The organism is Ruegeria atlantica (assembly GCF_013032505.1).
In the GTDB taxonomy this organism is placed as follows: Bacteria; Pseudomonadota; Alphaproteobacteria; order Rhodobacterales; family Rhodobacteraceae; genus Ruegeria; species Ruegeria atlantica_F.
This window is the reverse complement of the sequence record NZ_WQCG01000002.1, coordinates 530823-546364: the sequence shown is the minus strand read 5'-3', so window position 1 is coordinate 546364 and position 15542 is coordinate 530823. Positions and strand designations below refer to the sequence as shown.

General features: G+C 55.0%; 14 protein-coding genes. 10 read left to right on the top strand and 4 right to left on the bottom strand.

What is annotated here, in order from left to right:
* Positions 1-12: 12 nt before the first annotated feature.
* The gene (locus tag GOW92_RS09565) at positions 13-225 is read right to left on the bottom strand and encodes a hypothetical protein (protein ID WP_170560209.1); all 213 of its coding nucleotides are present in this window, start codon (positions 223-225) and stop codon (positions 13-15) included.
* A gap of 105 nt (positions 226-330) precedes the next feature.
* Between GOW92_RS09565 and GOW92_RS09560 the strand changes: the two genes are divergently transcribed.
* The 5 genes from GOW92_RS09560 to GOW92_RS09540 all read left to right on the top strand — a co-directional run bounded on the left by GOW92_RS09560 (position 331) and on the right by GOW92_RS09540 (position 6367).
* Positions 331-1674, top strand: coding sequence for a hypothetical protein (locus GOW92_RS09560; protein ID WP_170560207.1), 1344 nt, complete (start codon positions 331-333; stop codon positions 1672-1674).
* Positions 1675-1975: 301 nt separating this feature from the next.
* Positions 1976-3490, top strand: coding sequence for an FAD-binding domain-containing protein (locus GOW92_RS25320; RefSeq protein ID WP_170560205.1), 1515 nt, complete (start codon positions 1976-1978; stop codon positions 3488-3490).
* Positions 3487-3624: a DUF2256 domain-containing protein gene (locus GOW92_RS09550; protein ID WP_170560203.1), complete on the top strand. Its 138-nt coding sequence runs from the start codon at positions 3487-3489 to the stop codon at positions 3622-3624. The genes GOW92_RS25320 and GOW92_RS09550 overlap by 4 nt, the downstream gene beginning before the upstream one ends.
* Entirely contained in the window at positions 3621-4853 is a 1233-nt protein-coding gene (locus tag GOW92_RS09545) for an FAD-binding domain-containing protein (protein ID WP_170560201.1), read from the top strand. Before GOW92_RS09550 ends, GOW92_RS09545 begins: the two co-directional genes overlap by 4 nt.
* Before the next feature lie 20 nt (positions 4854-4873).
* A complete protein-coding gene (locus tag GOW92_RS09540) occupies positions 4874-6367 on the top strand; it encodes a cryptochrome/photolyase family protein (RefSeq protein ID WP_170560199.1) in 1494 nt (497 codons plus the stop codon).
* Positions 6368-6641: 274 nt separating this feature from the next.
* Here GOW92_RS09540 and GOW92_RS09535 read toward each other — a convergent pair whose 3' ends face one another.
* Positions 6642-7952, bottom strand: coding sequence for a sensor histidine kinase (locus GOW92_RS09535; RefSeq protein WP_368040279.1), 1311 nt, complete (start codon positions 7950-7952; stop codon positions 6642-6644).
* A 53-nt stretch (positions 7953-8005) separates the two neighbouring features.
* The gene (locus GOW92_RS09530; RefSeq protein ID WP_170560197.1) at positions 8006-8674 is read right to left on the bottom strand and encodes a response regulator transcription factor; all 669 of its coding nucleotides are present in this window, start codon (positions 8672-8674) and stop codon (positions 8006-8008) included.
* A gap of 139 nt (positions 8675-8813) precedes the next feature.
* Between GOW92_RS09530 and GOW92_RS09525 the strand changes: the two genes are divergently transcribed.
* The 5 genes from GOW92_RS09525 to GOW92_RS09505 all read left to right on the top strand — a co-directional run bounded on the left by GOW92_RS09525 (position 8814) and on the right by GOW92_RS09505 (position 14454).
* Positions 8814-9902: a tricarboxylate transporter gene (locus GOW92_RS09525; RefSeq protein WP_170560195.1), complete on the top strand. Its 1089-nt coding sequence runs from the start codon at positions 8814-8816 to the stop codon at positions 9900-9902.
* Between the two features lie 79 nt (positions 9903-9981).
* Entirely contained in the window at positions 9982-12012 is a 2031-nt protein-coding gene (locus GOW92_RS09520; RefSeq protein ID WP_170560193.1) for a tripartite tricarboxylate transporter permease, read from the top strand.
* Between the two features lie 88 nt (positions 12013-12100).
* Positions 12101-13189 carry a 4-oxalomesaconate tautomerase gene (locus GOW92_RS09515; protein WP_170560191.1) on the top strand — a complete coding sequence of 363 codons (1089 nt, stop codon included), beginning with the start codon at positions 12101-12103 and terminating at the stop codon, positions 13187-13189.
* A 51-nt stretch (positions 13190-13240) separates the two neighbouring features.
* On the top strand, positions 13241-13459 hold the full coding sequence (locus GOW92_RS09510; protein WP_170560189.1) for a hypothetical protein: 219 nt from the start codon (positions 13241-13243) through the stop codon (positions 13457-13459).
* Between the two features lie 14 nt (positions 13460-13473).
* Complete coding sequence (locus GOW92_RS09505; RefSeq protein WP_170560187.1) at positions 13474-14454, top strand: D-2-hydroxyacid dehydrogenase family protein; 981 nt, start codon at positions 13474-13476, stop codon at positions 14452-14454.
* On the opposite strand, the gene GOW92_RS09500 is transcribed toward GOW92_RS09505, so the two are convergent.
* The gene (locus tag GOW92_RS09500; RefSeq protein ID WP_368040268.1) at positions 14423-15442 is read right to left on the bottom strand and encodes an AbrB family transcriptional regulator; all 1020 of its coding nucleotides are present in this window, start codon (positions 15440-15442) and stop codon (positions 14423-14425) included. The genes GOW92_RS09505 and GOW92_RS09500 overlap by 32 nt on opposite strands.
* Positions 15443-15542: the final 100 nt, after the last annotated feature.

Genomic DNA, 15542 nt, shown 5'->3' with positions numbered 1-15542 from the left:
GTTAAAAGTATCTCACAGGTTGCGCTTCAACATCCGGCGAAGCTCGTTGATGAGTTCAGATTTGATATGGGCCCACTCGGCGCGCTCTGAGGCCGTGATCGATGCGTCTTTCGAAAACGCAGATGCTTTCTTCAGGTCTTCTATGACCTCGCCGAATAGCGCATCCGTTTCGATGTGCCTCGACAGCACATCGGAAAGTTCTGGAATTTCTTCAATCAGGTCCACTGTCACTGGAAAAATCCCGACACCCACTATCTATTCTCAAATCAAGATGAGTGCGGTTGACCGCAAAGGCCAAGTGAGTCACCGTGAGTTGGGGGTGAGTTGAAATTGAACAAATCCAACGAATTGCCAATAAATCAACATGTTGGACAACCTTCTCCGGAGCTCATCCGGGAAGCCCTGAGTCGAATTGTATCAAGTGAAGGGTTTCAAGCTTCACCCCGACTCACGCAATTTCTCACCTATATAGTCGAGGAATCTCTATCGGGTCGAAGCACTCAGATTCGAGGCAAAGCTATCGCTGTTGAGGTCTATGGGCGGCGCATAGATGGTACTGGTAGTCAAAACTTGGTTCGCGTTGAGGCAAGGCGACTGCGTCGTCTTTTGCATCAGTTCTACGAAGATCACTGGGACGGCAGTGGAGTTCGCATTTTTGTTGACCCCGGCGGATACAAGCCGCGGTTTTCATACGAACCTACAAGTGAAGACCGCCTATCAAGTGAACTGCAGAGCGACACTCCAGTTGGCCGTTGGAGTTCGCGGCAACTTCTGCCTGCCGGACTGGGTGTTCTCGTATTAATCGCTGTGCTTGGCATCTGGATAAGCCAGGATAACAGAGAGGTTGTGCCAACAACTAGATCCATCGAACAAGCAGAACGTGTGGCGCTTGGTGAACAATCGTTGACAAGACTTCAGGCGGCTAACCTTGCGGATCAAGCCCGCGGCATGTTTTTCCCCGTTTTTGATGTCAAGCGTCAGCAAATAGCGCTGGGAATGTTCCAGCACGCTAGGGAACTCGACCCGGCTCTGTCCGACGGCTATGCCGGATCAGCGCAGGTCTTGGCGATCTTGGCGGTGTTGACGCCGGATGAAGCACAAAGGGATGATCTCTTCAATCAAGCCTCAGGAATGTCTGGAAAAGCGCTTGAATTGTCCCCGGCTGATGCGTGGGCAAACGGTGCAAATGGTTGGGTACTTGCCGTCAAAAACCAGCCAAACGAGGCGTTGAAATACGCTAGAATATCCGTCGAACTGGCGCCGACGGATGGCCATATTCTCGACCTTGCAGGTATCACTGCCATCTTGGCGGATGCCCCGGAACTTGCTGCCGAGGTTAGCAACCCCGAGAGACCTAAATCAGGATCTGGTAGGTTCGGTGCGAGAAATATCTGGGGCGTGTCGCAACTTATGCTCGGGAACTACGAAAATGTTGTTGAAGCCTTTCAGGGAGCGCCAGCTGCCGGGGCGCCAGTCAGTGCTCCTTCGCTCTTATTCCAAGCTGTCGCGTACGATCAGTTGGGAAGTTCAGAAGAAGCACGACGGCTCGTTGCTGAAATGCGAAGGACATGGCCGGAGTTTCCGTCCGAGTTTCTCGCCGACAGGATTTTCCACAACGACGAAAATACACGGAATATGATACTGGAGACACTGAGTAGGTATCGACCCGGGTAAAGTCCTCGTTAGCACCTCCAACCAGAGTTACAGTTGCTTGCGTAGTCGATTTTCAGCGCGTTCCTAATTGATGCCACGGAAGTGTTATCTGTTTCCAAATGATGGATGCGCTTTGGGCTCGGATCGGCCATTCACCGCGCCCGGTGTAAGCGCCTGCTATGCGGACTTTCTGGCAATGAAGTACGGATTGTCAACGGCTGCTCTGTGCGGTGTGTGGCGATGGTGAAAGGTGGAGACCGCTGATTGTAAATCCATTTTAGGGCAGCGCACGTATCTTAAATAAGAGCCATTAGGAGATATCGTGCAAGTTGTTTGGTTCAAACGCGATTTGAGGGTGGAAGATCATCTGCCCTTGTTGCACGCATCGCGTGTTGGGCCAGTTCTGCCGCTCTATGTGGTTGAACCCGAGCTTTGGCAGCAGCCTGACGCCTCTGCGCGACAGTGGCGCTTTGTTGCAGAGACTCTCACTGACTTGCGCGCAAACCTTGGAAGACTTGGCCAACCTCTCGTAGTACGCTTGGGGGAGATTACGTCGATCCTGTCTGAGTTAAAGAAGCTTAACCTGATAGAGTGCCTTTGGTCGCACGAAGAAACAGGGAATGATTGGACTTTTCGTCGGGACCTTCGGGTTGCCGCATGGTGTAAGAAGCATGGTGTGCGACAGTTCGAAGTTCAAAATCATGGCGTGTTTCGCAGGCTCAAATCGCGCGATGGATGGGCGGGACGTTGGGATAGATTCATGCATCAGCCAATCTCGCCCCCTGTTGCGCTGGAACCGATCGAAGTAGAACCCGGATCCATTCCAACTGAGCATGACCTCGGCTTGCAGGATGATTTGTGCGTGGCCCGACAAGTTGGTGGGCGGCGTGTAGGTTTAGAACGGCTAAACAGCTTTCTGACCCACCGCGGCGAACGCTATCAACGCGAAATGTCGAGTCCTTTAGAAGGGGCCATCGCGTGTTCGCGGCTCTCGCCCTATCTTGCTTGGGGCGCGCTTTCGATGCGCGAGGTGACGCAAGCGACAAAGAAGCAACAGCGGGCGTTGCCACCGCACGCAAAGGACTGGCACAAGTCCCTTCGATCTTTCTCTGGCCGATTGCATTGGCATTGCCACTTTATACAAAAGCTCGAGGATGAGCCGCGCATTGAGTTTGAGAATTTGCACCGGCTCAACGACGGGTTGCGGCCCCAAAAGCCAGACGCCGAGTTGTTGACCGCATGGTCCAACGGCGAAACAGGCTATCCCTTTTTGGATGCTTGCATGCGATCATTGCACGCAACGGGGTGGCTTAACTTTCGGATGCGCGCAATGGTCATGGCCACAGCGAGTTATCATCTATGGCTCGATTGGCGGGCACCGGGTTTGCATTTGGCGCGCATGTTCACCGACTATGAACCGGGCATTCATTGGAACCAGGTACAGATGCAATCGGGAACCACCGGGATCAATTCTGTGCGTATCTATAATCCCGTCAAACAGGGCTATGATCAGGATCCTGAGGGCGTGTTCATTCGTACGTGGTTGCCGGAATTAGCGCATATCCCAGATCAGCATATCCACGAGCCCTGGACAGCAAGCAACGCGCAACAGATCATAGGAACCATCTATCCAAGGCGCGTCTTTGACCATCTCACAGCCGCGAAAACTGCCCGTGAACGTGTCTGGAGTATCCGGCGAAGCGCAGAGTTTCGCATTGAAGCACAAGCGATTTCTGCGAAACACGCAAGCCGAAAGCACAAACGGGTCTCGCGCAAAAGTTCGCGTGGCGCGGAAAGCCAAACGCAGCTCAGTCTACCTTTTGGGGATCCGTCATGAAAATACGGAAGAAAGCCGACTTGCCGCAGAAAATCTGTCCTGTCTGTCAGCGCCCTTTCACTTGGCGCAAGAAATGGGAAAAGGATTGGGATGAGGTGAAGTACTGCTCGAAAAAATGCAGGTCGGCCGCATGACTGAGATTTTTCCGGAGCTATCGGAAGCGGCCGAACCGATCGCTTTCAAACCCAGACGCGCCGATGGTCTAAAAAGGCTGCAGCAGTTCGCTGCACGCACCGGGCGGCATTATGTCCGGACACGCAACTATGACTTTGGCGCCGAACGACGCAGCAACGTCTCGGGCCTATCGCCTTGGCTAAGGCACCGCTTGATCACCGAGCAAGAGGTGCTTGAACGGGTTCTGGCCGCACACAGCGCCAGCGCATCAGAGAAGTTCGTCCAAGAAGTTTTCTGGCGCACCTATTTCAAGGGTTGGCTGGAACAAAGGCCAAGCGTCTGGACGCAATACCAACGCGACCTCATCACCACGATTCAATCGCTCGAAAGTGATCCAGAGTTAGAGAGCCAGTTCAGAAGCGCGGTGACAGGCAATACTGGTATTGACTGTTTTGACCATTGGGCACGTGAACTGGTGACAAATGGCTATTTGCACAACCATGCACGCATGTGGTTCGCCTCAATTTGGATTTTCACGTTGCGCTTGCCGTGGCAGCTTGGTGCAGATTTTTTTCTGCGGCATCTAATGGATGGCGATCCCGCGTCGAACACGCTGAGCTGGCGCTGGGTTGGCGGTTTACACACCAAGGGCAGGATTTATCTGGCAAGACCGGACAACATCGCCAAATATACTGAAGGTCGGTTTCACCCCAAGGGTCTGACAACCTCCGCCGCGCCGCTGACAGAGCCGATAGAGCACCCGCACGTTCCTCTTTCATTGTCTCACATACGGTCGGATCCTCCTTATCTTCTGCTCTTGACCGAGGAGGACCTATCTGGCGCTGCCCTTATGTCGTCTTCGCCCGCTCACGTGATCGGTCTTATGGCCACCCGTGGTCGTTCCCCAAATCCGATAGGAAACATCGCACGGGATTTTGCAGCAGGCGCAATGAACGATGCTCTGGAACCCTTCGCGCAGATTGCGGAAACAGCCGAGGACTGGTCTGTCCCGCTGATCAAGGCGGCAAAGACTGCTGGTGTTTCGACCATTGCAACAGCTTATGCGCCTGTCGGCCCTGTGCGATCCCGATTGGATCGCGCAGAACCTGTATTGAAAGGCGTCGGTATCACTATGCACCGGGTTGTTCGACAATATGATGCTGTTGCTTGGCCCCAGGCCAAAGCCGGATTTTTCGGTCTGAGAAAAAAGATCCCCTCAATTTTGAGCCAGATGAATCTGGCCGACTAACCAAATCACGCGAACCCCACATGTCTTCAGCCACCATTATTCTTCCAAACCAGCTTTTTGCCCAACACCCAGGTCTGGTCACTCGGCCCGATCATGTTGTGCTCTTTGAAGACCCGCTTTTCTTTGGTGATGCGATTTATCCAGCCACAATGCACAAGCAAAAGCTCTGGCTGCACCGGGCTTCTATGGCGCGGTATCGCGACGATCTGGTTGCGCAGGGGTTCAAAGCCACGATCTGCAAATACGCGCCGAGGGCAGGGGCGTGCATGCGGTTGTTCGAGGACCTGCATCAGCGCGGCGTCAGTCGAGTCCTCATGGCAGAACCGGTTGATTATATATGCGAAAAACGGCTGCATACGGCGGCGAAGAGCACCAACATCACGCTTGATCTTAAGCCTTCGCCTGGCTTTTTGAATACGCGGGCGGACAATCTTGCATGGTCGGCGGATCACAAACGTTGGTTCATGGCCGAGTTCTACAAAAGGCAGCGCCGCCGTTTGTCCATCTTAATGGATGGTGATCAACCACTTGGTGGCCAATGGAGCTTTGACGAAGACAACCGAAAGAAGGTACCCAAAGGACAACTGGCCAGTTTGCCTTGGATCGACTGGCCCGCCCATGATGCGGTTGACGAAACCGCAAAGGCGCAAGTTCTGGCCGAGTTTCCGCACGCTTTGGGCGACCTGGACACGCTTTACTATCCGACATCACATAAAGCTGCGGCTGATTGGCTGGCACAGTTTCTGGAACGGCGTTTTGATCGCTTCGGCGACTACGAGGATGCCATTGTCGAAGGCGAAAATTGGCTTTGGCATGCCGTCCTTACGCCGGCTCTGAATATTGGGCTTTTGACGCCACAGCAAGTTTTGGACGGTGCTCTGGCGCACGCTGATCGAAAGGGCATTCCGCTAAACTCAGTCGAAGGGTTCATCCGACAGATCGTTGGCTGGCGCGAATTCATGCGCGCAACCTATGAAGACCTTGGCGTTCCGATGCGTACGACGAACCACTGGGGCCATACGCGCCCCATGCCTGACGCATTCTACCAAGGCACCACGGGAATTGATCCGCTGGATGATACGATCCAAAGAGTGCTTAAAACCGGATATTGTCACCACATTGAGCGGCTCATGGTTCTGGGTGGTTTTATGTTTTTGTGCGAGATCGATCCAGACGCTGTCTATCGCTGGTTTATGGAAATGTTCGTCGACAGTTACGATTGGGTGATGGTTCCCAACGCTTATGCAATGAGCCAGCACGCCGATGGCGGGCTGATTACAACAAAACCCTATTTTTCTGGATCAAATTACGTTCGCAAAATGAGCCATTGGGGCAAAGGGCCCTGGGCAGATGTATGGGATGGTCTTTATTGGCGTTTTATCTTGAAGCATGCCGATAGACTTTCCAGTAATCCGCGATGGGCCATGATGTGCCGTACAGCGCATCGTATGTCGCCAGAAGTCAAGCACAGGCATGTCGCGACGGCCGAAGACTTTTTGCAACGGTTGACGTGAACTCGGGATCTTTGGAGCCATTGGACCACGGTTGATGGCTCACCCAGAGCGCACCTTCAGGACTGGTTGAGCAAGCACCATGTCTGATCTGATTTAGTCGGGCTAAGTTATTGGAAAATTTCAGCTATCCACGCTTTGTAAGACGACATAGACATAGAAATAGATTTTGAGCGCTGCGTTCGTCGCTCAGGGCGAAAAAACATATTTCCGCGGCAATCGTGAATCTCGCGTCAACTTTTACTGGTTTCGGGTTCTGAGGGGAATTTGAAACAGATTACAGGACTATGGGGAGCTCAAGCGTAATGCTAGCTCCTCTTTCGACTTGGTTGATTTCGACAATTCCTCCGTGGCGCTGCGCCACTGCAGAGACGATTGATAACCCCAATCCGCTGCCCTCGGAATACTCCAACTGAGAAAACCGATTGAATGCGACTTCGCTTTGGTCTGGCGAAAGGCCAGCTCCGTCATCCGCCACGGTTAGGTTGACGAATTTATTATCACTCCGCAGCACAACTGAGATTTGGCTCAACTCTGGGCCACCGTGTTTGACTGCGTTGTCCAGCAGGTTCTTTAAAGCCTCAATCAGAAAGACCCGATCGCCGGATACAGTGACTGCCGTCTCAGGCATTGCGACATCAAACTCGATACCCTTTGCGAGGATGTGAACTCCCATCTCAGCGCAGGCCTCTTCCACGACCGAACGAAAGTCAATTTTATCCATTTGGTCTTGGTGCGTCGGCTGCCTGAGCCTCTCAAGTGACAACAGCTGTTCGGCCACTGTTGCTGAGTTTTTAGCCGCCGCAACAAGTTCTGAGATACGTTTTTCTCGGTCGTCATCCGTTTTCGCATCCTGCAGCGCTTCGGCCATTGACTGCACGGCCGCCGCTGGATTTCGCAGTTGATGTGCAGCTTCGGAAATAAACACTTGATGGGCGTTGATACTGTTTTCCACCTGTCCAAACAGCCGGTTCAGGGTTCTGACAACACCTTGAACTTCGATTGGGACAGGGCGCTTGATCTCACTGAGGTCATCCGGTGAACGCAGGTCAATTGCGTCCTGCAAATCCAACAAGGGCCTAAGGCCGCGCGCGACACCGAACCACACAACAATGGCGAGGGTGGCCAGCAGAATTCCCATTAGAATTCCTGCGCGGATTGACAATTCATTCGCGAAAGCGTTGCGATCCGCCATACGTTGCCAGACTGTAACCGTCGCATCTCCGATTAGATTTTCAATAGTCACGCGTTCTGTCATCTTAAGAACGCGCACTGGCTCTTGGCGGTAGAGTGCTTCGAAAAACTGGGGCTTGTACACCTCTTGATCAGACGGGTTGGCGGCGGCAGGGGGGTAGGCATAGCCTGTCACATAGATGCCGCCGGGGCCCGTTACGTGGTAAAAAATCTCTCCGCCTGATGCGTCACGGATCATGCTGCGTGTCGTTGGTGACAGCGCATCACCTCCCGAAATCGCAACATCTCGCGATATTGCGAGACCTGCAGATAACAGGCTGTCGTCGAACAATTCCTGAGCCGTATTTTGCGCAATCATAAAGCGCCAAAGACCAAGCAGAGCGGCAATTAACACCAAGGGGGTTAGGATAAGAATGAAAAGTCTTAACCTGAGCGAGCCGTGATTGATCACTTCTGCACCTCAAGCAGATACCCCAGACCACGGGCTGTCTTTATTCTAATACCCAGATCTTGAAGACGTTTTCTCAGCCGCGACACATGAGGCTCGACGGCGGAGGTCTCGACGTCGGCACCCACGCCGTAGACGTAATCCGTTAGTTGGCTTTTGGGAACAATTCTGCCCCTGCGTTCCAACAGGCACTCAAGCACCGCGATTTCCCGCCGCGGAATATCCATAACCTTGCCCTGTACACTTACCTGACGGGCAGCGCGGTCGAATTCCAGGGCGCCGATGCTCTCTTTTGCTCCGTAGTCGAGTTCCTTGCGTCGAGAAAGCGCCCGGATACGTGCTTCCAACTCGTCCATTTCGAATGGCTTAACCAGGTAATCATCGGCGCCCATATCCAACCCCGAAACCCGGTCGCTTGTTTCGGCACGTGCCGTAAGCAAGATCACAGGTACGCCGTCACCACGGTTGCGAATAGATTTCAGGATCTCCAGTCCCGACTGTCCAGGCAAATTGATGTCCAGAACAACTAAGTCTGCGCCCTCTTGCGCAAGATACAAGTCAGCCTCATCGCCATCCAAAAGCACTTCTGCTGCATGACCCCGGTCACGTAGGCGATAGGCAATAGCTTTGGCGAGGGTCTCGTTGTCTTCGACGATGACGATCCGCATCGGGTCTCCTGCAAGTTTCGCGCAAGGTTGGCCCTCCATGATTGCCAGATGGGAGGGGGAATCAACCCCACAGTTCTATTTACGATCACGGTAGCGCGGAGTGCGTTGACGTGGTTGTCTGGTCAACAGGGAGGAACCAATGACCATTTCCAACTTCACCCGTCGCGCCGTCGTGGGGCTGATCGCCGCCGCCGGTATCGCCGCACCTGCCGCAGCCGAGGTTGATTTCTCGGGTAAGACTGTGGAATGGGTCATCCCGTTCTCGGAAACGGGCGGGTCTGCCAAATGGGCCAACTTCTTTGCGCCGCTTCTGTCCGAGGCGCTGCCAGGTCAACCGACCGTAGTGGTGAAATTTATGCCGGGCGCTGGTTCGACCAAGGGCGCAAACTGGTTCCAGGAGCAGAGCCATGACGACGGTACGCTGCTGTTTGGCACCTCCGGTTCAACTCAATTCCCATATCTGCTGAGCGATCCCCGCGTGCGCTATGAATACAACGACTGGATTCCAGTTATGGCGTCGGGAACCGGTGGTGTTGCCTATCTGAACGCCGAAGATGGAGCAAAGTTTGATGGCTCCGCGAACGCTCTGAAAGACACCAACTTCATTTATGGTTCGCAGGGCGCGACACGCCTCGACCTTGTGCCGCTGCTGGCCTGGCAAATGCTGGGTATGAACGTCGAGCCTGTCTTTGGTATCAAAGGCCGCGGCGATGGTCGTCTGATGTTCGAGCGCGGCGAAGCCAACATCGATTATCAGACCTCGTCCGGCTATCTGGGTGGATCGGCGCCGCTGGTTGAATCCGGTCAGGCTGTGCCGATGATGACCTGGGGTGCTCTGGATGCAGATGGCAACATCGTTCGCGACCCGACCTTCCCGGATATCCCGACTTTCAAAGAAGTGTGCGAGGCCACCGATGGCTGTGAAACCACCGGTGAGGCATGGGATGCGTGGAAAGCGTTCTTTGTAGCCGGGTTCCCCGTTCAGAAGCTGGCCTTCCTGCCGGGTGATACACCTCAGGAAGTGGTCGACGCATACACAGCTGCGTTCCAGGCTGTGACGGAGCGCGGCGACTTTGCCGATATCTCCTCGAAGCGCGTGGGCAAATACCCAGTGTTCGTAGGTGACGGCTCTAAAGCGGCACTGCAAACCGCGACAAACGTGGACGACAACGCCAAAGCCTACGTTCTGAACTGGCTCAAAGAAGCCTATGGTGTCGAGCTGAACTAAGCCCAAACACCACCGCGCGTGCCCCAATGTCGGGCGCGCGCTTTTCCAAACACAAGACAATTTATGAAAGGCGGCCGCTATGGAGGTTTTCGCCACAGCTGTTCCTGCGCTCAGTGACGCGTGGGGTCTGATCCTGCAACCTATCGTTCTGGGGTACCTTGTTCTTGGTGTCGTTATGGGACTGGCCGTAGGTGTTTTCCCGGGGCTTGGCGGTATTGCTGGTCTGTCCCTGTTGCTGCCTTTCATGTTCGGCATGGACCCGATCCTTGGATTGGCGTTGATGATCGGAATGGTTGCCGTTGTTCCGACCTCTGATACCTTCGCATCAGTTCTTATGGGCATCCCCGGTAGCTCTGCCTCGCAGGCTACGGTGCTGGACGGCTTCCCGATGGCGAAAAAGGGCGAGGCCGCGCGGGCATTGTCAGCGGCCTTTGCTTCATCGCTGTTTGGCGGTTTGGTCGGCGCAACTTTTCTGACCATGTTCATCTTGGTCGCGCGGCCCATCGTTCTGGCATTCGGTCTGCCCGAGATGCTGATGATCACCATTCTTGGTTTGTCGATGGTCGCCATTCTCGCCGGACGTATCCCGTTGAAGGGTGTCGCCGCCGCAGGGCTGGGCCTGATGGTTGGCACGATTGGCGAGGCGGATGCAGGCGGCTCACTTCGTATGGCCACTTATGACATTCCTTACCTGACCGACGGTCTGAAATTGGTCATCGTTGGCTTGGGTATCTTTGCGGTGCCGGAAATCGTCTCGCTGCTGCGTCAAGATCGATCCATTGCCAAGGGCGCTTCGCTAGGAGCTGGTTGGTTTGATGGGGTCAAAGACTGGGCTGCGAACATCTGGTTGTCGGTCCGCTGTTCGATCATTGGCGTGGTTGTCGGTGTTATTCCTGGCCTTGGTGGCTCGGTTGTCGACTGGATCGCTTATGGCCATTCGGTTCAATCGACCAAAGACAAAAGTAACTTCGGCAAAGGCGAAGTGCGTGGCGTTATCGGGCCTGAAAGCTCGAACAACGCCAAGGAGGGCGGGGGGCTTGTCCCAACGCTGCTGTTTGGTATCCCCGGCTCGGGTTCGATGGCGATCTTTATCGGCGCTGTTGCACTGTTGGGATCCGGCGATATCGAGGTCGGTCCTAGCATGCTCAAAGACAATCTCGACATTACCTATTCGATTGTCTGGTTGCTGGCTCTCGCCAATGTGGTGGGCACCATCTTATGCATCGCAGCCTCGGGTGGGATCGCCAAGCTGACGACAATTCGTTTCACCTATCTGGCGCCGTTTCTGTTCATGCTGATCAGCTTCGCGGCATTCCAGTCCGGCCAAAACTTCGAAGACCTGCTGGCCCTGTTCGTCATCGGTCTGATCGGCATTTTCCTGCGCCGTTTCGACTGGTCGCGCCCGGCCTTTCTTATTGGGTTCGTGCTGTCGAACCCGGTTGAGAAATTCACCAACCAGGCGTTCCAGATTGCCTCTTTCCGCTTCCGCAAGAGCTTTGGCGAAGGCATGGAGTATGTCTTCAGCCCGATCGTTATCATACTGATCGTGGTCACCGTGGTTTCGGTCATTCTAGGCATTCGTCAAGCCAAGATGATCATGGCCGAAGGTGAGGTCAAATCCGGCAGCAAGCGCGCGCCGCTGATCTTCCTGTTGGTGATCATGGCCTATCTGATCGTGGCTTTGGTCAATGCCAACATGATCCCTGACTACAACATGACCGACAAGATCATCCCGCTGGTGATCGGCAGCGTGTCGCTGTTCTGCTGCGTCATTCTGTTGATCCAGATGATGCGGCGACCCGAGGGGGATGCAATCTTTGCCGACAAGGAAATTGCCGGCGAGGATGCAAGCGCGCCACATGGACTTTGGTCAACGCTCGCGTGGTTCGCAAGTCTGATCGCGGCCACCTGGGTTGTGGGGTTCATCCTCGCCCTGATCGGATTCCTGATCGCATTCTTCCGCATTCGCGCCGGGTCCAGCTGGCAGATGACGCTGCTCCTGACGGCCTGCGGCATCGGTTTCATGTGCTTCATGGCTGGTGCCCTGAACCGGGATTTCCCGCCGGGTCTGCTGCAAGACATGGTGAACCTGCCATGGCCACTCAAGTAGGCGCTTCACGGTTGCCCGGCCGGCCAATCAGGCGGTCCGGGCAGCGCTGAATTCAGGAATTTCAACGGTTTGTAAAGGAGGGTTCGCAATGACCCAGACAGCAATCCCATATGTTTTCATGCGCGGCGGCACTTCCCGAGGGCCTTATTTTCGACGCTCCGATCTGCCTGAAGATAGGGACAAGCTGGCTGATGTGCTGGTTGCTGCCCTCGGGGCCGGACAAGCGCTCAACATCGACGGGATCGGAGGTGGTAACGCAGTGACGACCAAAGTGGCGATGCTTTCCGTCAGCGAGGACGACTGGGCAGATATCGACTATTTCTTCGCGCAGGTTTCTGTTGATGAGAGGCTGGTCGATTTTAAACCCACTTGCGGAAACATCCTCTCAGGAGTTGGTCCAGCTGCGATCGAAATGGGATTGCTTCAGCCCAACGGCGATGAGACCGAAATCCGCATTCGCGCTGTAAATACGGGTGCCCGTGTCGTTGCAAAAGTACAGACCCCAAGCGGTGAGTTGGTCTACGAGGGCGATGCGGAAATTGCGGGCGTTCCCGGTCACTCTGCACCGGTGCAGCTGAGTTTCATGGGCGTTGTTGGCTCGGCAACAGGTGCATTTCTACCCACAGGAAAGTTGCGCGATACAGTGCAGGGGATCGAGCTGACGTGCATGGATGTCGCCATGCCGATGGCCATAGCCCGGGCAGCGGATTTTGGGCTGACAGGATATGAAAGCGCCGAAGAGCTGGATGCCAACCGTGCTTTCTTTGATCGAATGGAAGCCGTGCGGATCGAAGCCGGAAAACTGATGGGTATGGGGGACGTATCAAAATCGGTTACTCCCAAATTCGGCCTGATGGCACCCGCCAGAGAGGGTGGAACCCTTGCAGTTCGGTATTTCATGCCGTGGAAAACTCACCCAACTATGGCCGTCACGGGTGCGCAATGCATGGCATCTTGCGCCTTGACGCCCGGAACCATGGCAGACGGGTTGCTTGATCGCCCGGATTCAAGCCCGGCTGAAGTTGTATTGGAGCACGCCTCGGGCAAGATCGACGTTCTGGTGGACTTCTCGAACGACGGGGAGTTCAACGTAATTTCCGCCGGTCTGGTAAGGACTGCGCGTAAATTGGCGGACGGGCATGTTTATGTGCCGGAATCTGAGTGGAACGGCAGTTGAAATGACAATTCTCATTGGGTATACTATGGTATACATCATGAGGATATCACGATGGACGACTATTCCGAATGCCTTGATATCGCGCGTCAGGAACTCAGGCTGGCGCAGTCGGTTCTGCGGAGGGACATCGCGGACTACCCGACACCGATTGCCGGGTGTGATGAGCAATTCAACCATTTGCTGGATCAACGAGAACGGGTTCGCAATGCGCTTGAAGCACTCGACACACGTCATTTTGTGCCGACGCCAAGAAAACTGAGCACCGAGTAGGGTATAGAAAGTCGATGAAAGTACACATTCTGGATGACTGGTTTGACACACTGCAGGGCCTGCCCTGTTTTGAAAAGCTATCTGGCCATAACGTGAAGGTCTGGACAGATCATGTCGATGATACCGGCGAATTGGCTGAACGCTTGCAGGAGGCTGAGGCGCTGGTGTTGTTTCGCGAACGCACCAAGGTCACCCGCGATTTGGTTGTAAAACTCCCAAACCTGAAGTTGATCAGTCAGCGCAGTGTATATCCACACGTCGATGTGCAGGCATGCTCGGACAACGGAGTGCTGTTGTGTTCGAACATGCATGGCGGGACGCCCTCATATGCCGCAGCCGAACTGACATGGGCGCTGATCATGGCGGGGATGCGCGATTTGCCTGCGCAGATGGCCTCGGTCAAAACCGGACATTGGCAGGCCGGAGTTGGCAAGACCCTGAGGGGGAGGAAACTGGGGCTGTATGGATATGGCCGTATCGCCCGCGCTGTTGCTGACTACGCCGAGGCGTTCGGGATGAATGTGGTCTGGTGGTCCTCGGACGATGGCCGGGCACGCGCGCAGGCCGACGGCGTGCAGATTGCCACAAGCCGTGAAGCGTTCTTTGCCAACAGCGATGTTATCTCGGTCCACGTCCGCCTGAAGCCCAACACGCACGGTATCATCACAGCGTCGGATTTCGCGCAGATGCAACCTGGAGCACTGTTCGTGAATACATCACGTGCAGGCCTTATCGCAAAGGGTGTATTGCTTGAGGGGCTAAATGCCGGTCGCCCGGGCAAGGCCGCAATTGATGTCTTCGATACTGAGCCGCTCACCGACCCGAATGACCCTTTGCTATCGCACCCAAACCTGATTGCGACACCACATATAGGTTTTGTGACCGAGGACGAATTTGACCTGCAATTCTCAGACATTTTCGATCAGGTGAACGCTTATGCTGCAGGCGCTCCCATCCACATGATTAACCCCGAGGTTTTGACCAGCGCAGGATAAGGTTGGCTGCTATGGGCGCGCCGATGATCACCAGCACAATCCTTGTCAGGTGGTGCGTAATCACAAAGCCCAGATCCGCGCCCGAAACGATAGCCAGCACTGTCATCTCGGCCTGTCCGCCGGGGGCAAAGGCCAAGAAAGCCTCGACCGGCTGGCCGAGCCCCAACGTGGTGACAACGGCGGTGAAAGCGGCGGCTAAGATGGCAAGGACGATGACATAGGCGAAGCCCGCTGCAACCACCCGGCGGAGTTCGACCCAAGTGACGCCTACGAATTTCACGCCTATCCCGCACCCGATAAAGAACTGCGCTGCAAGGATAGCCTCGCGAGGCGGTCGAGTATGAATGAAATCACCCAGTGACAGAGCCGCTGTCAGGATCATTGGGCCGAGGATGGATGCACCGAACAGGCCGATCCGCTCACCGCCTTTCCAGCCGATAAGGGCCGCCAGTACCATCAGCGCCAGTTCATGCATTGGGAGATCACGCGCAGGCTCTCCGATCGGGTTGGTGAGTTGGGCATCGTAGAACACTGTCAGAAACAGGGGGGCCAGCGTTACGATGATCAGCACGCGCGTACCGTGGATCAGGGAAAGTGTACGCGGGTTGGCGCCAGCTTCGGTTCCAAAGATGATCATGTCCTGTAATCCGCCGGGCATAGCCGCATAAAACGCGGTCGTGGAGTCAAAACCCCAGATCTTGCGAAAGAAAGGCACTCCGACCAGTGCGATCAGCAGGATGAAGAATGGGACCAGCGCGATAGATGCGGCCATCTTCGGCAATTCGACAAAAAGGGCAGGGGTAATCGAAGCCCCAACTGCAACGCCGAGTATGGTGCGCGCTGCAACCGAGACCTGACCAAAACCTTCCATAGGGGCATGCGCCAGGGCAGCGATCAGACATGCGCTCATTGGGCCGAACAGAAAGGGCAGCGGCAGATTCAACGCCCAGAATACTCCGGTGCCCAGCAGTGCAAGGGCCAGCGTCACGGCCCTCTTTGTCAGGAGAGGAGGTGTTTTGTCTTGGGTGGGCAAGGCGCGGCTTCCGGCAATATTGACTCGCTATGTATCCAAATGTATACAACTGGAC